This is a genomic window from Lentimicrobiaceae bacterium (genome assembly GCA_028697555.1).
GTDB lineage: Bacteria > Bacteroidota > Bacteroidia > Bacteroidales > UBA4417 > UBA4417.
Genome location: JAQVEX010000048.1, coordinates 1 through 19,063 on the forward strand (window position 1 = coordinate 1; position 19,063 = coordinate 19,063).

15 protein-coding genes are annotated in these 19,063 nt (G+C 34.4%); 3 read left to right on the top strand and 12 right to left on the bottom strand.

Annotated features, from left to right (window positions below; translation table 11 throughout):
• The 3 genes from PHP31_08030 to PHP31_08040 all read left to right on the top strand — a co-directional run.
• Positions 1 to 233: hypothetical protein (locus PHP31_08030; GenBank protein ID MDD3739223.1), on the top strand; the 233-nt coding region annotated here is incomplete at its 5' end.
• Positions 234 to 250: 17 nt separating this feature from the next.
• Complete coding sequence (locus tag PHP31_08035) at positions 251 to 1,753, top strand: DUF2807 domain-containing protein (protein MDD3739224.1); 1,503 nt, start codon at positions 251 to 253, stop codon at positions 1,751 to 1,753.
• A 153-nt stretch (positions 1,754 to 1,906) separates the two neighbouring features.
• Positions 1,907 to 3,412 carry a DUF2079 domain-containing protein gene (locus PHP31_08040; protein ID MDD3739225.1) on the top strand — a complete coding sequence of 502 codons (1,506 nt, stop codon included), beginning with the start codon at positions 1,907 to 1,909 and terminating at the stop codon, positions 3,410 to 3,412.
• Here the strand turns inward: PHP31_08040 and PHP31_08045 are convergent.
• The 12 genes from PHP31_08045 to PHP31_08100 form a co-directional block, all read right to left on the bottom strand.
• Positions 3,396 to 4,346 (bottom strand): glycosyltransferase family 2 protein, encoded by a 951-nt coding sequence (locus PHP31_08045; protein MDD3739226.1) that lies wholly within the window; start codon positions 4,344 to 4,346, stop codon positions 3,396 to 3,398. The genes PHP31_08040 and PHP31_08045 overlap by 17 nt on opposite strands.
• A 180-nt stretch (positions 4,347 to 4,526) precedes the next feature.
• A complete protein-coding gene (locus tag PHP31_08050; GenBank protein ID MDD3739227.1) occupies positions 4,527 to 6,302 on the bottom strand; it encodes an acyl-CoA dehydrogenase family protein in 1,776 nt (591 codons plus the stop codon).
• Between the two features lie 16 nt (positions 6,303 to 6,318).
• Positions 6,319 to 7,107, bottom strand: coding sequence for a (Fe-S)-binding protein (locus tag PHP31_08055; protein MDD3739228.1), 789 nt, complete (start codon positions 7,105 to 7,107; stop codon positions 6,319 to 6,321).
• Positions 7,108 to 7,161: 54 nt separating this feature from the next.
• Positions 7,162 to 8,469 carry a (Fe-S)-binding protein gene (locus PHP31_08060; GenBank protein ID MDD3739229.1) on the bottom strand — a complete coding sequence of 436 codons (1,308 nt, stop codon included), beginning with the start codon at positions 8,467 to 8,469 and terminating at the stop codon, positions 7,162 to 7,164.
• A gap of 24 nt (positions 8,470 to 8,493) precedes the next feature.
• Positions 8,494 to 9,453 (bottom strand): electron transfer flavoprotein subunit alpha/FixB family protein, encoded by a 960-nt coding sequence (locus tag PHP31_08065; protein MDD3739230.1) that lies wholly within the window; start codon positions 9,451 to 9,453, stop codon positions 8,494 to 8,496.
• A gap of 27 nt (positions 9,454 to 9,480) precedes the next feature.
• Positions 9,481 to 10,230, bottom strand: a complete 750-nt coding sequence (locus PHP31_08070) for an electron transfer flavoprotein subunit beta/FixA family protein (protein MDD3739231.1) — start codon at positions 10,228 to 10,230, stop codon at positions 9,481 to 9,483.
• Between the two features lie 99 nt (positions 10,231 to 10,329).
• Complete coding sequence (locus PHP31_08075) at positions 10,330 to 10,935, bottom strand: SagB/ThcOx family dehydrogenase (GenBank protein ID MDD3739232.1); 606 nt, start codon at positions 10,933 to 10,935, stop codon at positions 10,330 to 10,332.
• Between the two features lie 208 nt (positions 10,936 to 11,143).
• On the bottom strand, positions 11,144 to 12,283 hold the full coding sequence (locus PHP31_08080; GenBank protein ID MDD3739233.1) for a PD-(D/E)XK nuclease family protein: 1,140 nt from the start codon (positions 12,281 to 12,283) through the stop codon (positions 11,144 to 11,146).
• A 347-nt stretch (positions 12,284 to 12,630) separates the two neighbouring features.
• Positions 12,631 to 13,233, bottom strand: a complete 603-nt coding sequence (locus PHP31_08085; GenBank protein MDD3739234.1) for a PD-(D/E)XK nuclease family protein — start codon at positions 13,231 to 13,233, stop codon at positions 12,631 to 12,633.
• 277 nt (positions 13,234 to 13,510) lie between these two features.
• Positions 13,511 to 14,152 (bottom strand): fused MFS/spermidine synthase, encoded by a 642-nt coding sequence (locus PHP31_08090; GenBank protein ID MDD3739235.1) that lies wholly within the window; start codon positions 14,150 to 14,152, stop codon positions 13,511 to 13,513.
• Between the two features lie 362 nt (positions 14,153 to 14,514).
• On the bottom strand, positions 14,515 to 16,977 hold the full coding sequence (locus PHP31_08095; protein MDD3739236.1) for a DUF262 domain-containing protein: 2,463 nt from the start codon (positions 16,975 to 16,977) through the stop codon (positions 14,515 to 14,517).
• Positions 16,964 to 18,817, bottom strand: a complete 1,854-nt coding sequence (locus tag PHP31_08100) for a DUF262 domain-containing protein (GenBank protein MDD3739237.1) — start codon at positions 18,815 to 18,817, stop codon at positions 16,964 to 16,966. The genes PHP31_08095 and PHP31_08100 overlap by 14 nt, the downstream gene beginning before the upstream one ends.
• Positions 18,818 to 19,063 lie beyond the last annotated feature (246 nt).

Genomic DNA, 19,063 nt, shown 5'->3' on the forward strand with positions numbered 1-19,063 from the left:
AAAGCTTTGTTCAAAGACCGACCGGCATAAGGCAGTTTGTCGGCAAATTGTTGACAAAGGCGCTGAAAATAAATACCGAAATGAGCTATCAGGAACTTGAAGCGTTTGCCTACAACGATTTGTATAACAATTCATCATCCAAAAGCGATTATTGGCTCTACATTACAAAAAACACCGATGATAACAAGATATCTTATTATATAACAACACCTAACTTATCTATTTACAAATAATTAAACACATTAAATCTATGAAAACAACAAAAATCATTAAAACACTTGTTCTAATAAGTGCTATCATTCTAAGTCCAAAAATTTTTGCCGATAATGTTACGTTATTGCCTGAATTTAACAAAATATCAGTGAATGGCTCAGCTAAAGTGCTCATAATGCAAGGCGCCGAATATAAAGTTGAAATTGAAGGTCCAGCAGACAATTTTTATACAAAAGTAAATAACGAAACGCTCACAATAAATGGCTCTTCTAATAATAATTCGATAATTAAGGTTACATTTATTGAAATTAGACGCATTACGGCTTCCGGGAACTCAAGTGTAACATCCGAAGGAGACATAATAACAGACTATTTAGATGTAAAATGCAGCGGAAATAGTTCTATGATATTGGATGTAAGCTCCGAAGGATTACATGTTGACAATTCAGGCAACAGTAATGTCGATATCGATTTTATCGGCAAAACATTAGTTGCTAAAAATTCGGGTACAAGCAAATCGACTTTTAGCGGAATTGCGTCTAGCATAGAAACTTATTCTACCGGATTGGCTAAAGTTTATGCCGAAAATCTTGATGTAAACTCTGCAAATGTGGTAGTATCCGGAGCTTCGGAATGCACTATTGTACCCAATAATAACATAAAAGCTAATATTTCAGGTGCGTCAAAACTGCATTACGTAGAAAACGGTAAAACTGAAACAATTTCGCAAAATGGCACTTACAATATTGAGCGTACTGCTACGTACAACGAAACTACAGGAGATACTACATACAATTATTCTTTAAACTACGACAGTAATGTGCTTCAACGCAACAACACAACATACAAATTCAACAAAAAGCGCAGAGAAAACGGATTTAACCTTAATTATGGTAGTTTTGGTTTAGGCGATAATTTTTTAGGACTTAATAGCTCAAGTAATTATGAAAATTCGGACAATTTGTATAAGTATGATATGTCTGTCAATATTCCTGATAGATCGATGAGTGTTTATCTTAACTTTGCCGAAGTATCATACGATATGTTAAAAGGAAGAGTCGGATTTATTTCGGGTTTGGGAGTTTTATGGAACAATTATAAATTCGACGAAAATGTTAGGATAGTCAATACCGAAGATAATTTACTTAAAACATACAGAATGGTTAATGACTCCACTTTAAATTTTAAGAAAAGCAAAATGACTACATTTAACATTAATGTTCCTTTATTGCTTGAATTTAGGATACCGGTCAACAAGTGTTGTGATGAAATTCGCATAGGCGGTGGAGTTGTGGGCAGTTTTGTATTAAATTCATATACAAAAAATGTATATACAGATAAAGTAACCAACAATAAAATTAAAGATTACGGTAGATTGAACGGAGTAACGGCTCCGCTAAACTTGAGCATGACTGCATATGTTGGTTGGAATGCAGTAAAATTATTTGCTCAGTATCAATTTACAGGATTGTTTAAAGAAAACAAAGGTCCTTCAATTTATCCATTTACCATTGGTGTAGCCATTAGCGATTATTACTAAGATTAATGTAAATAATAGTTTGACTGAAAGAGGATGCTTTATATAGGCATTCTCTTTCTATTTTATGCTCAATATTTAATTATTATAGGTTTTACTTGTGCGAAAATCAAAAAAATGTATTTTTGTACAATCAACGAGCACAACTAAGTCGATATGGCAATATTAAAAAACTTGAGCAAGCAGTACAAGATAGCGATAGGCGTAGTTATTTTTTTCTTTATTGTATTTAATGTTCAAACATATTTCAATCATTATTTGTACAGGACAGATGCTTTGGACTATGGGTTTCACCTGCAAGCATTAAGAAATTTTTGTAATTGCCGTTCGGGTCCTTTAACAATTTTTTCTCTTCAGTTAGAATCCTTTTTCCAAATCCATCCGAGTTTCACATTAGCCATTATTTCGCCAATAGCGTGTTTGTTAAAGCCCATATTCGGCTCCTACACACTTTTGTTGATAATGAATATTTTTATCACCTTAGGTGGCTATTTTACATATAAAGTTATTTTACTAAGAAGCAAAGACGAATGGTTGAGCTTAATTGCTGTTGTTCATTATTTTGTAATTGGCGGACATTATAGCGCAATTTCTTTTGGATACGTTGACCCTGTAGTTTCAGCTGCCGTGGTGCCAATTTTTCTCTACTATTTTTATAAGGAGAAATATTGGGTTTCGTTGATTTTTATGTTCTTTGTCATCACTTCCAGAGAAAATATGCCATTGTGGTTTATTTTTATAGGTATATTTTTGCTTATTGATACATACAAAAACAAAAAATCTCGCTATTGGTCTATTGGAGTTAGTACAATTTCGTTGTTGTATTTAGTACTTGTTTTTACGGTTCTAATTCCTGCGTTCAATGTCGAGAGTTCCGAATATTCGTACAATCGTTTTACATATACCGCATTGGGCGAAAATGTGCGTGAAGCATTTGTATATGCCGTAACTCACCCAATTGATGTTGTTAAACTGATGTTTGTAAATCATTTGAACGAACCCATGTACGACGGTATTAAAGCGGAGTTTTGGCTTGCATTCCTTGTTTCGGGAGGTATTTTGTTGTTCAGACGTCCGCACTATTTTATACCTTTTATTCCCGTTATCTTGCAAAAATTGTTGTCCGACAATATGACCTATTGGGGATTAATGATATTTTCTTCAGTTGAAATTGTATCAATACTGACATTTGCATCTTTTTCAATTTTGGCTAGCTTAAAAAACAGAAAATTAGCCAAAATAATAGGTATTATTTTGTGTGCTTCAACTCTCACATTTACAATTATAAAGATGAATACACGTACTTCTAAATGGTATAATTCGGCAAAAGAAAAAATATACGATCCTAAATTCTACAAATCGGATTATAACATTGCCGAGATAAAAGAAGTTCTGTCGCTTATACCTGACGATGCAAATGTTTGTGCTTCTTCTACTTTAGTGCCTCATCTTTCTTTCAGAGATAGAATATACTATTTCCCATATTTCCAAAAAGATGTTGAATACCTAACATTTTTAATCAACGGTCCTCCTTATCCTTTCTATAAAGAAGAATATGCTAGAAGGATAAACGATTATGAAAATTCCGAAGATTGGGAAGTTGTTAGAAAAACTAAAGATATTATATTGCTGAAAAAGAAACAGCTTAATCAACCTGATTAGGGAAATATTGAGCAATGTATAAAGGTCTGTTTTTTGTTTCAATATGAATACGACCTACGTACTCTCCTATTACACCCAAAGAAATAAGCTGCACCGAACCAAGAAAAATGACAAGCAAAGCAGTTGTAGCAAAGCCCGTGGTTTGATAATTGGGAGTTATCAGATAATCGATTATCATGTAAACTCCTACCAAACCGCTTATTATTATACTGATAATGCCAAAATACATTGCAAATCTTAAAGGTTTAATTGAAAACGACAATATACTATCAACAGCTAATTTCATAAGTTTTTTAACACTGTATTTGCTTTCTCCGGCAAATCTACTAGGAGCTTCAAAATCGATAACAACCTGATTGCTTACTCCTATCCAACTTATTAAACCTCTGAACATTCTATTGTTCTCTTTCATGCTCTTAACAACTTCGACGTATTTCCTGTCTATTAGCCGAAAATCGGGGGTTTGAGCAGGAATTTCAAAATCAGATAGCTTGTTAAGTATTTTATAAAATATTTTACCTCTTAATTTCTGAAAATAACTCTCTTGTTGATTGTCAACACGTTTGGTTAGAACAATATCAACTCCATCGCGCCAGTGTTTAACCATTTCGGGTATAAGCTGCGGTGGATGTTGTAAATCGGCATCCATAAAAAGTACGGCATCGCCTACGGCATAGTCCATACCGGCAGTCATAGCTATTTCGTGACCGAAATTTCTGACAAAATCAACTAACTTTACATCTTTATCTTTTTCGTACAACTTTAATACTTCAGCTTTTGTATTGTCTTTACTGCCGTCATTAACAAAAATAATTTCATATTTTAGCGAATCTATTGTATCCAAACTTTGTTTAAGTTGTTTGTACAATTCGGCAATATTAGCTTCTTCGTTATATGCCGAAATAACAATGCTAATAAAATTTCTATTGCTCATATTACAGATATATACGATAAAGGATTCTGAAGAATTACAACATCGGAAAAAATTGCAGAACCCGATAACAATTTCTTCTAATATGTACAAAAATAGTATTTTTCCTTGATAAGCTAAATAAAAAAAAGTTGTCGAAAATACTTCGACAACTTTTTTGTTTAAACTTATTTCAAGCTGATTCTAAAAGTTGTATTTATTATCTTCAATAAGTTTAGCAGCAATACGGCGTCTTGCCTCTTTTGTGTTAACCGGCTTAACTGCTGTAAGTTTTTCTGCTACGCTTATCAACGATTTAAGTTCGGCATCGGTAGCAAGAGTATTGAAAATATCAACAGCTAATTTGTATATAGCAAATGATGCATCAAACAAATACACGTCTAAAATGTCTTTGTAAATATCGATATTATCTCTCATAGTGCTAAGCTTTTCTAATCTGAGAGCTAAGGATTCCAAAACATAAATTTCGGTCATCATGTCGGAAATTCCGTGAACAACTTCTTGTTCTTTGCCAATTTGTCTCTTATAGAATTGCGAAGATGTATGAATAGCCAAAAGTGTAAGGTCTTTGAAGTTTTCGACGTAATCGCTGATTTGTCCGAAGTAGTCGGTTTTGTCGGTACCACCTTTAATTGAATTAATATTATCAAAAACTTGCTGAGCTTTTTCGAACAGTTCAAATTCACCTTTTTGAGCTTTTTTAATTGCAGTATCGGCAATCAAAAATCTGTTAATTTCGTTGGTTCCTTCAAAAATTCTGTTAATTCTCGAGTCTCTGTAAGCTCTTTCAATATTCATTTCGGCAGAGTAACCCATACCACCGTGAATTTGTACGCCTTCGTCAACAACGTAATCCAAACATTCCGAACCGTAAACTTTAAGAAGTGCGGCTTCAACGGCGTAGTGTGCAATAGCTTCAATAGCTGCCCTACCCGGCTCCATTCCTGCTTCTTTGTTTATATTGGTCATAATATCTATATCTTTGCTTAAGCGGTACGTAGCCGACTCGTGAGCAAAGGTTTTTATAACTTGTTGAGCAAGTTTGTATTGAATAGCTCCGAATGTTGAAATCAGAACACCAAACTGCTTACGTTCGTTGGCATACTGAACAGAATCGTTGATAGAAGTTTTGGCAGCGCCTAAAACGTTAGCACCTAATTTAATTCTTCCCATGTGAAGGATGTTAAGTGCAATTCTGAAGCCCTCGCCTTGTTTTCCTATAAGGTTTTCAACCGGAACTTTTACATCGTTGAAGAATATTTGAGCTGTAGATGAGCCCTTAATACCCATTTTTTTCTCATCGGGAGCAACAACAACGCCGTCCCAATCTTTTTCTACGATAAATGCACTCAAAATTCTGTCGTTACCTATTTTAGCAAATACCGTTTCAATATCTGCGAAACCGGCGTTGGTAATCCACATTTTTTGTCCGTTCAAGATGTAATGTGTTCCATCTTCCGACAAAACTGCATTGGTTTTTCCTGAGTTGGCATCGCTACCTGCACCGGGTTCGGTCAAACAGTACGCACCAATATATTCGCCTGTGGCTAATTTTGTTACGTATTTTTCTCTCTGAAAATCATTGCCGTAGTATGCAATAGGCAAAGTTCCTATACCGCAGTGAGCCATAAAAGCTACTGAAAACGAATAACCTGCACCTATTGTTTCGGCTGTAAGCATTTGAGTAACAAAATCTTGTCCATATCCGCCATATTCTTCGGGTAAAGCAATACCCATTAAGCCCAACTCGCCTGATTTTTTAAGTATTTGGTGCATCAATTCATAGTTAGGAGAATCCAACTCATCTAAATGCGGATAAACTTCGGTTTCCAAAAAATCCTGACAAGTTTGAGCAATCATAAGTTGCTCTTCGTTAAATTCTTCGGGAATAAATACATCTTTTGCGTCCGTTTTTTTCACTAAAAACTCACCGCTCTTTAAAACTTTTTTGTCTTCCATAGTTATTTTAATGTTATTATAATTTCAAATTATTTGCAATTAATTCGGCAATATCAAAGTTCTTGATTTCATCTTCTTTGTTGGTATATTTCAAGCCGTCGGTCATCATTGTCATGCAGAAAGGACAAGCAGTTGCAATAACTTCGGCACCTGTACCGATAGCTTCCTCGGTTCGCTCGATAAAAATTTCTTTGTTACCGCTTTCGGCTTCTTTAAACATTTGAGCGCCGCCTGCTCCGCAACATAATGCAGAACTTTTATGTCGTTTCATTTCGACAAAAGAATTTGTAATTGCGTTTAGTATTTGTCGCGGCTCGTCGTATATTTTATTGGCTCTGCCCAAATAGCAAGGGTCGTGATAAGTAATTTTTACGTTGTCTTTGTTATTGATTGAAAGTTTGCCGTTGTTTATATTTTCCGAAATGATTTCCAAGTAGTTGAATACTTCGTATTTACCGCCAAGGTCGGGATATTCGTTCTTAAAAGTGTTGTAGCAATGCGGACAAATTGTGATAATTTTCTCCACTTCGTACATTTTAAGAGTCTCGATAACAGTAAGAGCTTGCATTTGGAAAAGCATTTCGTTTCCTGCTCTTCTAGCCGGATCGCCGGTGCAAGTTTCTTCAGTGCCTAGTACAGCGTAGCTAATGTTTAAATGATTTAAAATTTTAGCGAAAGCTGCTGTTACTTTTTTATATCTATCGTCGTAAGCTCCTGCGCAGCCCACCCAAAACAAGTATTCGGGCTTGTTGCCTTGTGCAAATTCTTCCGACATTATTGGAACTTTCTGTTTTGGAGTTTCCATATAGTTATTATTGGTTTTATATTTTTCTGATTTACAAACTGTTAGTATAAAAAATTACATGTTTTCAGTCCAAAGTAGTCTATCTTCCGGCGAATACTGCCAAGGAGCACCGTTGTTTTCTATATTCGAAAACATTGTATTTAAGCCCGTTGGAGCAGCACTTTCTTCCATTACCAAATACCTTCTGATATCAACAATAAGTGTCGGCTGATTAATGTTTACAGGACATTCGTTAGCACAAGCGTTGCAAGTAACGCAAGCCCAAATTTCCTCCTCGCTTATATAGTCTCTCAAAAGCGATTTTCCGTCGTCGAACTCTTTGCCTTTTTTAGATACTATGTTTCCCTTTTCCTTCATTCTGGCTCTGACGTCCATCATAATTTTCCGCGGAGAAAGCTTCTTACCCGTAATATTTGCAGGACAAACCGAAGTACATCTTCCGCACTCCGTACAGGTAAGCGAATCGAAGTAGTTTTTCCACGAAATATCCGTTACGTCTTTTACTCCAAACCTTTGTATTTCGGCTGGCGGTTCATTTGTGTCGAAAGCTGCGTTTGGGTCTAACATTAGTTTTACTTCTTTGGTAATTTCGTCCATATTGGTGAGTTTACCAAGCGGTTCAAGGCGAACTAAAAATGTGTTTGGAACCGATAAAAATACGTGGAAATGCTTAGAATACGGCAGGATGTTGGCAAATAAGAATATTAGCAAAATATGCATCCACCAAAAAATATCGTGCCAAATATGAAGTTGATGAACACTCGCATTTGCATATAATATATCGGATAGATAATTGCTAACGGGAAATACTCCAACAGACGGCGTTCCGGTAACGGCTTTAAGCTGTACGTATGCCGAATTTAAGCCCAACAACGAAATCATCAGAAGTAAAATCAAGGTAAGAGCAACATTAGCATCTTGATGAGATTTTTTCTTCATTTCAATCCCACTAAAACGTGGAATGTGCATAAAAATACGTCTGATAAGGAAAGCTATGATAGAAATTGCTATCAACAGAGCAAAAATATCTCCAAAAGCTATCATAAAGTCGTAAAATCCTCCCAAGACACCCAAAGACCTTTCAAGTCTGCCCACTCCGTCGATAACCATCTCGATACTGCCGAACAGTATTACACAAAATCCCCAAAAAACTATTGCATGCATTAAACCTATTACAGGACGACGGAATATTTTTGTTTGTCCGAAAGCAACTTTAAGCATGTTTTTAAACCTCTTGCCTATGTTTTTTATAGGGAAATTGGCTTTTGTGAGCTTAAAGTTATTGATAATCTTACTAATAGTATAGGCAAATACTCCTAATGTAATAAGAAGTGCAATTATAAAAACTATTTGTTTTACCATTATGCAAGTAAAATTAAGTTAATACTATTTTTGCTGCATGTCTTTGACAGCTTGAATAAGTTGCGGTAGTACTTTTTGAGCATCGCCAACAATACCGTACTGTGCTTGTTCAAAAATAGGAGCATCTTTATCGGTGTTGATAGCAACTATATACTTCGATGAGCTAACGCCGGCTATATGTTGGGTTGCACCCGAAATTCCGAAAGCAAAATATAGATTTGGAGCTATAATTTTACCTGTCTGACCTGTATGCTCTTCATGGGGACGCCAACCTTCGTCGGAAACAGGACGAGAGCATGCTGTTGCAGCACCGAGCAAACTTGCTAATTCTTCAAGCGGAGCCCAATTATCAGGCGATTTCATACCTCTTCCACCCGAAACAACTATTTCGGCATCGTTTAGAAGTATTTTACCTGTTTGTTTTTCGGTGTTTTCCAATTTAATATTGGATGCTTCGGTGCTTACAGTCAACTTTTCAATATTAACTGTTTGTGGATTTTCGCTAATCTCGAACGAGTTTTGAGCAAGCGTTATGATTTTCGTTTGACTCTTAAGTTCAACATCTGCGAAAGCTTTACCCGAAAATACTTTTTTGTAAACCACAAAAGGATTTACGCTAATTGGTAGCTTGCTTACTCCTGTTGCAATTGCTGCATTAAGGCGAACCGATAATCTGGACGAAATGGCTTTGCCTTTGTTATTGTTTGCAAAAATTATTAGCTCGGCATTGCATTTTTTGGCAACTTCTTCAATTATTTTTGTGTAGTTTCTATCATTAAAATCCTGATTATCATCTACTTGATATATGTGAGAAGCTCCGTATTTGCCCAAAATCATCAGTTGGTCTTCGGGAACATTGCCTATTGAAACTACTTTCAGGTCGGTGTTCATCATTTTTGCAACGCTGTATCCGTACGATACAAGTTCAAACGATAACTTTTTGAATTGGTTATCCCAATTTTCGGTATATATTAAAACTGACATATTATTTTCTGCTTTTTTGGTTAATAATTAAAGAACTTTAGCTTCGTTTTGCAAAAGGGTGATGAGTTCGCCTGCATTGTCGGCATCAACAAACTTGCATGCTGCACGTGGTACAGGTTTTTCCAATTGCGTAATTTGGGTAAACGAGTCGGTTGCAACGGGCTCAACCACTTTTATAGGTTTGGTACGAGCTTGCATAATTCCTCTCATAGCTGCAATTCGGGGTTCTTTTGCAATACCTTTTTGAACAACAAACAAGGCAGTGTTTGGAACAGTAAGAGTTTCCCTACCGCCGTCGATTTCGCGAATTACTTTTGCATGTCCGTTTTCAATTTCTAAGGAAGAAACTCCGGTAACTGAATCGATATTTAAAAGTTCGGCAAGCATGCCACCAACGGTTGAGCCATTGTGGTCGCTCGATTCAATTCCGCAAAGAATAATATCGAAACCTTCGTCTTTAACTGCATTTGCCAATTGTTTGGCTGTATTAAAAGCGTCGTCGGCTTTGGTGTTAACTCTAATAGCAGAGTCGGCTCCAATTGCTAATGCTTTCCTAATTGTAGGATCGGAAGTAGCTTCGCCAACGTGAGCCACAACAACACTGCTAATATTGTTAGAAGCGTTTTCTTTAAGTTCAATAGCACGCGTAAGTGCCAATTCGTCCCAAGGATTAATGACCCACTGAACACCTGTAAAATCAACCGACTTATTATCGTCGGCGAATTTTATCTTAGTTGTTGTATCGGGTACATTACTAATACAAACTAATATTTTCACTTTATTTTAATTTTTGGTTATTATTAATTTTTTGCAAAGGTATCCTTTTTATCGTTATTTTTTAACAATATCTACAAAAAAGTATATTTTACTCGAAAATTATTTTGGGTAACCCACTGATTGTGCCAGCAATACCTTAAAATTACTATCTAAGTTAAGTAATTTAATAAGTTTATCATTATCGAAAGAGCCGCGAGCTACGGTTGCCAAACCTTCCGAAGCACAATACAAGTAGATGTTTTGCGAAATATATCCGCAGTTGGTATATGAAAATTCGGCTTTTGCCGATTTACTGTTATCGCAGACAAACAAAATGTTTATAGCTGCCGTACCTACAAACTCCTGATGACCGGCAGAAGCTCTGTAATCGCCTTTTTTTATTAGTTTGGCGACATTATTTTTTGCGTCGTAAAAGTAAATTCCGTTTCTATCGCAGAAATAAAGCTCTAATTCTTGTTTGTTAAGAGCAGTTGGAGCTGTTCTTTTGTCGGGTCTGTTAAAACCGTTTGCAGCCCACAAAAGATTTGAAAGTTCTTGCAAAGACAAGTCCTTGTCCGAAAACTCTCTGGAACTCTTGCGTTCGCTTAATGCTTGCATTAATGGTTTACCGATGTTTTTTTGCGGTTCTGGCAATTTAATATCCTGCCCTGAGATAAAAGTTGTCATAGTCATAATAGCAATAATTGTTAATAAAATTTTTTTCATAGGTTTATAATGTTTAAATAATATTTAAGTAACAAAAATACATTTATTTATTCAATAATAAAAATTAATAATACTTAAATGTTGGGTTCAACAACAATATTAATTGCTAAATGCGGAAGGGAAAGGAGAGATTGGGGTGTAACGTTTTGGCACTACGTGGCACGTCTTTATATATGGTTAAGCTTTGTGTATATTTGGTGGTCGCCTTTTATTTTTTATTTAACAACTCTGCAACGACACTTTTTAATTCGTCATAGTGATATTTTAATCTTTCAAGAACTTTTGTTTCATTATCATTATCAATTTCAATTTCTTCCACATACAGATAGACTTTATTATCTCCATATGGATTTTTTTTAGGAATCCTATCAGGATATCTGATTTTTAATATCTCTTCATACGGCTCATAATCTTTTACAGACCAAGTTGTGATGTAAATTATAAATTTACCTAAAGGGTTTTGATTATAAGATGAGTAGCAAGATTCTATTCCAATGCGAGGCAATTCAGTGTTAGCGTTAAATTTATCAATGACTAAGAGCCAACCATCCCAATGAGTCCAATTTTCATCTATACGCTCTTTAATTATGTTCAAAATCTCACTAATTTTATTTATTCGAATACTCTGAATTTGCTGTTTGACTTTATTATACTGGTCAATCATTTCTTCAACATTGTCCTTGTTCTCAATAAAAAAACTAACCATTTCATCATCAATTCTTCCATCCATATTTTCAATTGTTTCAATAAAATCATACATAATTGTTACATATTTTGGGTTGGCTTGTGAAAAGTAATTGCCAACATTTTTTTTAAGGTTTTCAAAAAACTCTGAATAATAGACTTTTACAAATCCATTATCATACATTTTTGTTAATTCACTTTGGTCTGTAATTTTTTTAACTGACAATACAATTTTAAAAATTTTATCCTTATTAATTTCACACTGATTTGCCTTTTTATTTATGGTTTCTTTGTAACTATCAAGAGGATTATAAAGAGGTGCATAAATTTTATTCTCAATTCCAATAATAAAGTTAGTACCTGTAATTAAGATATCAAGTCTTTTATTGTCTTCTGATTGAACTTCAGTATCAACAGTGATCTGGGTATCCCGAACGTATAAAGGGTTTTCTTTATTAATAGTATCGAATAGTGATTTCAAAAATAAATCTTTCAATCCGTGTTCATTATTAGGTTGAAAGAAAAATGCTAAAATCCTACTACAAATTTCTTCAAATCTATTACCCGGATATCTGCAGATATCTAAATATGTTGTATGATATTCAAATTTGGGAATTTGTTTAAACTCCTCAATAAGTTTCGAATAATCGTCAATATTACTCATAATGTCTTAACTTAAAGATATATCCTTTGGGGTTTCAATTATACAATGCTGTTATCTTTCTTTTCCTTAGGTGTCGCCTAACGTCTTATATACTCAACAAATGTACAACATTTTTAAAATAAACAACTTATAATGTTATAAAAAACAAATTTATTTAACTAATAAACAAATTAAATAACTATTAAATATTATTTTTATACTTAATGGTAAAATCCGAAAAGAAAAAGAAGCGTTTTATTAGTACTCCAACGTATTCTGGAGGTAAGGCTGCTTTTGGTAAATTTATAAAAGCGAATTTGAAATATCCGGAAAAGGCTTACAATATGCTATTGAGCGTTTTGTTTTTGTCATTCTTTTTCAATCCATTCTATATATTGTTCCAATGTTACAATCAATCTTTGATTATCATTTGTTTTATCAATTTTTGAAAGGCAGTCTTTAAGCCAATTCTTTATATCCTTTTTATATGAAATTAGTCCAACATCCATAGGTAAAGTGTCTGGCAAACCTTTATATTTAGTAGTTTTCGCTGAAACAATAGGTTTTGATAAAGATTCTGCAGTCGGCTTACTACCATTAATTGTTAGGTAGAAAATCTTGTAATTCCCACTTAAACCCTTTTCTTCTTGTGTTTTTATATGATTCCTCCAGTACCTGTATAATTGATTTGGTCTATCTTTTGCGCCTTTAACCTTGTTTTCTATTATGTAAATATTCTTTTTTTCTTTATCTTGAAGTATTAAATCAACAAAACCCTTTTTTCCAGTTTTAACTTCAGTTTCAACTGATAAAGATTCTAAATATTCGCTCTTAAGTACATCAATAACAAAGCTTTTAAAAAATAAGTCATTCTGATTATGTTTTCCTTTTCTGTGCAATAGTTTTTTTAGAAATGAGGTATGTCCCGCCTCGGAAAAGGTAAGATTTCTAAATAAATTAAAAGTTTCCATATTTTATCAATATAATTAATATATAAAATTCGTTTCTTAATCTTGTAGGTAACACACGATTCACAAATCAAATGTACAACATTTTTTTAAAAGCAATAACTAAGAGTACATTTATTTTGGGAATATGGAAAGTTTAGCGATTGAAGTAGAATATTGATTGGGGTTTGTATATGTGCAGTGAAGATTTCGGAGCACTTCATTGTCAATCAGCACTACACTTAAGTATAAGCACAAAGCTTCATTTACAGACCGAGCCGTCAGTTTCTTGTAGCCGTTGTTAGCAGTAGTTCGCAATTAATATTTTGTTTGACCCTTCCACATGTCTATGTATTCTATATTTAAGCCCTCGTTTCATCAATTTGTTTTCTATGTCTTTAGTCTCTGTGTGAGGATCACATAAAGTATTGAAAATAATCGTTCCGCCAAGACACAGTTTGTTAATTATTCCACGCCAAAAGTCCAGCAGTAGGAATTTGTCCGGAATCTTATTGTCAATGAATAGGTCTATAATGATTAGATCGAACATAGTATTGTCATTCATGACATAATCAAAAGCGTCATCGCAAATTATTTTAGTTTTGTCGTCTTCAGAAATTCCGAATTCTTTTTTAGCAATTTCAATTATTACCGGGTCAATTTCAACAGCGGTTATTCTGTTAGCGTAATTAAATTCTTTTCTTAATGTTTTTATAACGCAACCACCACCAAGCCCCAGAACCAAAATGTTCCTTGTTTTAGAAAGATCGGTATTCAACAAGCCGAATTTCAAAACTCTTTGCAATGCTCCATAAGAATAATTTGTGTTCTCTGTATTTAGTAATGTCCTTCCGTTAAAAGTGGTCAATTCAAGATAACCGCTATACTCAGATTTTATTTTTCTGGTTATAGGGAAAATGAAACTTACTATTTTTCTTTTCATACAATTACCGCTAACGGTTTATATTCTTGACGAATGTACAACATTCGTACACATTAAACTTATAACATTCAAGTAGCAAAGTTACATTTATTTAATATAATATACAAAATTCCCAAAACTTTTCAAATTCTTGAAGTTTTAGGAGTTTTGGGTTGAGTATGGATGGTTTAGCATTTGAGATACAACGTTCTGCGTTTATGTGCAGTAGCGAATTAGAAACACTTTCCTGTCCGTTTAGCACAAAGTTTTTTAGAAGCACAGACCTTAGTTTTACCACTTCACCCGCTATTGCACATACACGCTGTTAGGGGCTGATGTTATTTCAAGTATTTCTGATTCAGTGTAAATTAACCTTGCCAGATTCATAGTGCTAATTCTTTTAAAGCAGTTCCCAACTCATTAATTTTTTGTATGACTTCATTTTCTTCCAAATAAATTACATACGAATTATTGGTGGCATGAAAGCCATGATTTGTTAAAGTTTTAATCAAGTTATCATTATAATTGCCTAAATCCCTGTAAAAAAAGCGAAGCTTAAATTTATTCTGGAAGTATAAAATATCTATTGCATATTTATTGTTGTTAAATTGCCAATTATCAATATAAGCACAAGGGCGTTCCTCACTGTCATCACCTGCGGCAAAGTAGTAATTTGCTTTTGAAGCAAAAGGGGAAAACTCTTTTCCTTCCAAATTATCAAGGAAAAATGAATAAGAATAAAGTTCGGCGTGTGCGCCACTCATTCGCTCACCGCTGAACAAGACAAAGCCATGACTGGAGTTTTTTCTCACATAACGTTTTGTTCCTAAATAATTAAACAATCGTGGAGTTTGAATAAACCTGCTACGCCAATCTGTGACTTCGTTACTATTTTTAATCATTTCCAGCAATGCAGTAAGGTTATTCGCATCAAGTTCATTAAAAATTTGCTTAATGATGTCGCTATGTAATTTATGGTTTTTGTCTCTCTTCAAAAATCGCTTCCAGCTAATATCACGGTCGAAATTGATTAAGAAACTTTGGTTGCTGCCTTCTGTAATCAAATAATCGCCTTTTGTCAATAAAGCTCGTTCCCATATAAAATCAGGGAAAGTATTTAAACCTTTATCGCTAAATATTTTTAATGCTATATCCCTATATTTCACAAACTGTTCCTTGAAGGTTTTATCTTCAAGAGTGCTCCAATCGCAATGATGATTTGCGTTGAAATATTCTTCGATACCGCTTAAAAATAGTATAAACCCAATTTGACCTTTAAAATATCCATGCTTTTCAACAGGGTAAAGTAGCTCATCCCACTTGTTTTGTTTTAAGAGTAAATGGGCTTTTATCTTTTCTTCTTTGAATTGTATTTCATCGAAACCGCTAATTTTATCAAGCGTTGATATGTATGTTAAAATCTCATTGCTATGTTCAAGAAGTTGATTTATTCCTCGAATAGAATTAATAAATTCCTTTTCATTGTTGTAAGGTGCTGTGTTCTCTGTTAAATTGTAGATAACCCGCATCCAATTTTGTAAGCCTTCAATATCTTCAAAACCTTTGGCTGTTTTCCATTGAATCAAATATTGACAATAGGCATGGAGTTTAATCCTTTCTACATAACCGGCTTGAACAAAATCATTGTTGACAACCATATCAAACTGTTCCGCTTCATTATAATAAAATGAATCCGGTAAATAACTCTTCACTTTTTTGTTCCCGTTCTTTATTAAATCAAGAATAGTTATGAGGTCAATTACCGTTTTCTCGTTTAGACAGGCATTTTTTGAATACTGCTGAAATGAAATATCTTCGTTATGCTTGTCTATTAAATATTTGAGAAATACAACATTATCAGAACTAGCAGCATAATTATTTACCACAATTGCCCTGATGAAATTCATTATCAGTTTATCAAATTTCTTTTTGTCTGCGAGTGTATGGCTCCAAAACAAATTTGACCAATCGGTGTCAAGTTTATGGGCGAAATAGGTTTTAACATCAACCTTATTCGTCTTTCCATCAAAAGGTAAGGTGTAAGAATGATTTGCATTGAAGTCCGACTTTTTTAAATGCTGTTCAAATTTTGCTTTAAAGTTTTCGTAAGGTGAAAGTGGAATGCCCCTAGCATTCATTTTTATGTACAAATCATCGGTAAGGTTAAATTCTTTCAAATCAAGAAACTGGAAGGTGATTACAGGATTATCAACACTTATCAGCCTCTGAAAGTAACCCTCTGTGTTGTAAAATTTAGCATGAATAGCATCGAGCATTACAAGCATAGACTGGATGGTGGGGTCGGTTTCCCACGAAAGAAAATACCAACTACTATCTTTAATGGTCTTTGATAAGCTGTTTTTTTTACCATTATCGGGCTCAAGGAGATTATTTAAATCCAAATCTGCTAATAATAATGCATCACAAAATTCCCTTGAACTGGTACGTGTTTCATAAGAAAATTTTGATTTTGGATTTTCACCCTGTTTGCTGTATACCAGATGTTCTCTGAGTTTATCAATCTCATCGTCTTTTAGAGCAAGATACCAATGCAACAAGAATAAAGTTGTCAAACGCTGTTGTCCGTCTAATGGTATAAATTTTGTTTCGTCATCAATAGCTTCATTTGACTGGTTGCCATACACAAAATCCAAATCTCGGTGTTTTTTATTTTCTTCAAGATATGAAAGAAGTACATCTAAAAAGGTGTTGCGAATTTCATAGGCTGTAATTCTGCCTTGAGCGTAATCTCTTTGGATTATCGGAATTTGGATATGGTAATCCTTTATCAACTCAAAGAAAGTTAATCGTTTACCCGAAATATGTTCGATATTATTCATTGTCATTGCTTACTTGTTTTTTGGGTAAATAATCTACAAGAGTTTCTTTTATTTCCGTTAAATAGTCATTTGCATCATCTTTGTTCCAGTACATTACTTCATCAAACTTTTTACTGTAAGCTTTCATAAATACATTTTTTGTGCAAATAGGTATAAAAGTTCCCCGCTTATCGTTCTGTAAAATTATTTTCCGTTTTATTGGAAAGAATGCGTTTTTATAACTTCTGTTGGTGGCTGAATCCAAGAGTGCTAAGTTTGATATGGCACATTTGCTTGGTTCGTTATCTTCTTTAAATTCGCTTTTTATTTTATTGTAAACCGAACTAAACCGTTCATCTTCAATTTTATCGGCATAGGCAACATGATACAGGTCTTCCAAAGTATTTTTGCTTTCCTCTTTTTCTGATATAGTTCTGAAAATTTCCACTTCCGTATTCTGCAAATTGTCGATATATTGTTTTTGTTCCGTTTCATTGGCAAAACCGCTAAAATATTCGAGCATATCTTTTGCCCATTCTTTGCGGTCGTTGCCTGTAATGTTTTTGTCGGTTTGCGAACGCACATGCTCTATATCCCAATCTTCATTCTTGTATAGATTGAAAGGGAAGCGCATATTCGATTTATCGTTGGAAAGAATGGTTTGTATATTGAAAAGCAACAGAACGGTTTTAATTTTATCATCGCCATAATTCAGGCTGCTGATATCGAATTTCACCTTTTGCCTGATTTCATCTTTTAAGAATGCTTTGAAGTCGGTTTTGGATGTGATGGTGATTTTCACATTGTTCTTTTTGGGCTCAAGTATGTCCTGCAACCTATAGTTTATCGAAATCAGAAAACCGACTAAATGATAGAGTTCCCTGTCTTTGTACCATTCCTCAAAGGTTAAGAAGTATTTTTTTACGCTTAACCACAGGGCATCGGTGTCAGGAATTTTGTATTTGTTCTTGTTTTTGCTTATTTCAAAATCCTCGTAAAATTTGTAAAAGGTATATTTTTCATCTTCTCCATCGGGTTTGTTTTTCATCAGGTCGAAAATGTATTCTATGCGATTAGCGTATTGGGGATTCTTTGAATCAGGCTTGTTGTAAATGAAATACCAAAATGCGTTGTCTTGCAGGGTGTTTTCAATTCTATCCCATTCGGTAGCTATTTGCAGTTGTTTTAACCTGAGTTTATCCACTGCTTCGGCATTGTTCCATTTTTTCAGGAATAAGGCTTTTATCAGTTCGGCATTGGTTAACTGAATCTTGCCGATGTTTAAGCGTGTGAAAATATCGTAGGAATCGGAGCCATCGTTTATCACATACCAGATAACTTTTGTATCTGTTAAAAAAGTCGGGGCAAACTTAGCTTTTGGCGTGGCAAACTCTGTATTATTTGCTTTGTTCTTAAACCATTGCTGAATTGCTTTATTTGCCTGTGCAATGTGGTAAAAATCAATGTTCTTTTCAGAATCAGCTTCTTTAATTTCAGTTAAGAATTTCTCGCTTTCTTCCCTTGTTTCATAAAATACCCGCTTTATATTTTTTTGGTCTTTTTCGATTTGCGATTCGAGATTTTTCAATATTAGGAAAACGGTTGTAAGGCGTTGTTGACCATCAATAACTTCCCATTCATCGGTTTTGCCGTTTTTCTGTTTTACCACAATGGGCTGCAGGCAATAAAAAGGACGCATTTTGCCTTCTTCCTGCTTTGGTGGGTTGATAGCAAACGCCCAAATATCTTCTAATAATTCTTCTACCTGTTTTTCAGTCCATCGATAGCCACGCTGGTACGAGGGAATAAAAAAGCTGTATTCCATTAACTGGTTTATCGATTTTAAAACTAATTCGTTCTCGTTCATATCAACCTTATTTTCCTGTTAAAAACTTCAATATTTAACGGTTTTCTTAATTATTTAAACCCAATATATTTTTACTGTTAAGTTTTTCATAAAAGCATTAGACTTTTTACACTTGCCCCTAACGTTTTGGGGGTTTGCGTTCGGGCGGGTTGGCGGGACGAAGTCCTGTCAACACGAGGCGAACGCAGGTGCGGGCGACAAAACTCCAAGTTTGCACGTCAACCCGCCTGACGCAAAACCCGTGTT

What these genes read in the sequence shown, in the direction of transcription:
- PHP31_08035 (MDD3739224.1), top strand. Translation starts at nt 251, where the DNA reads ATGAAAACAACAAAAATCATTAAAACACTTGTTCTAATAAGTGCTATC.
- PHP31_08040 (MDD3739225.1), top strand. Translation starts at nt 1,907, where the DNA reads ATGGCAATATTAAAAAACTTGAGCAAGCAGTACAAGATAGCGATAGGC.
- PHP31_08045 (MDD3739226.1), bottom strand. Translation starts at nt 4,346, where the DNA reads ATGAGCAATAGAAATTTTATTAGCATTGTTATTTCGGCATATAACGAA.
- PHP31_08050 (MDD3739227.1), bottom strand. Translation starts at nt 6,302, where the DNA reads ATGGAAGACAAAAAAGTTTTAAAGAGCGGTGAGTTTTTAGTGAAAAAA.
- PHP31_08055 (MDD3739228.1), bottom strand. Translation starts at nt 7,107, where the DNA reads ATGGAAACTCCAAAACAGAAAGTTCCAATAATGTCGGAAGAATTTGCA.
- PHP31_08060 (MDD3739229.1), bottom strand. Translation starts at nt 8,469, where the DNA reads ATGGTAAAACAAATAGTTTTTATAATTGCACTTCTTATTACATTAGGA.
- PHP31_08065 (MDD3739230.1), bottom strand. Translation starts at nt 9,453, where the DNA reads ATGTCAGTTTTAATATATACCGAAAATTGGGATAACCAATTCAAAAAG.
- PHP31_08075 (MDD3739232.1), bottom strand. Translation starts at nt 10,935, where the DNA reads ATGAAAAAAATTTTATTAACAATTATTGCTATTATGACTATGACAACT.
- PHP31_08080 (MDD3739233.1), bottom strand. Translation starts at nt 12,283, where the DNA reads ATGAGTAATATTGACGATTATTCGAAACTTATTGAGGAGTTTAAACAA.
- PHP31_08085 (MDD3739234.1), bottom strand. Translation starts at nt 13,233, where the DNA reads ATGGAAACTTTTAATTTATTTAGAAATCTTACCTTTTCCGAGGCGGGA.
- PHP31_08090 (MDD3739235.1), bottom strand. Translation starts at nt 14,152, where the DNA reads ATGAAAAGAAAAATAGTAAGTTTCATTTTCCCTATAACCAGAAAAATA.
- PHP31_08095 (MDD3739236.1), bottom strand. Translation starts at nt 16,977, where the DNA reads ATGACAATGAATAATATCGAACATATTTCGGGTAAACGATTAACTTTC.
- PHP31_08100 (MDD3739237.1), bottom strand. Translation starts at nt 18,817, where the DNA reads ATGAACGAGAACGAATTAGTTTTAAAATCGATAAACCAGTTAATGGAA.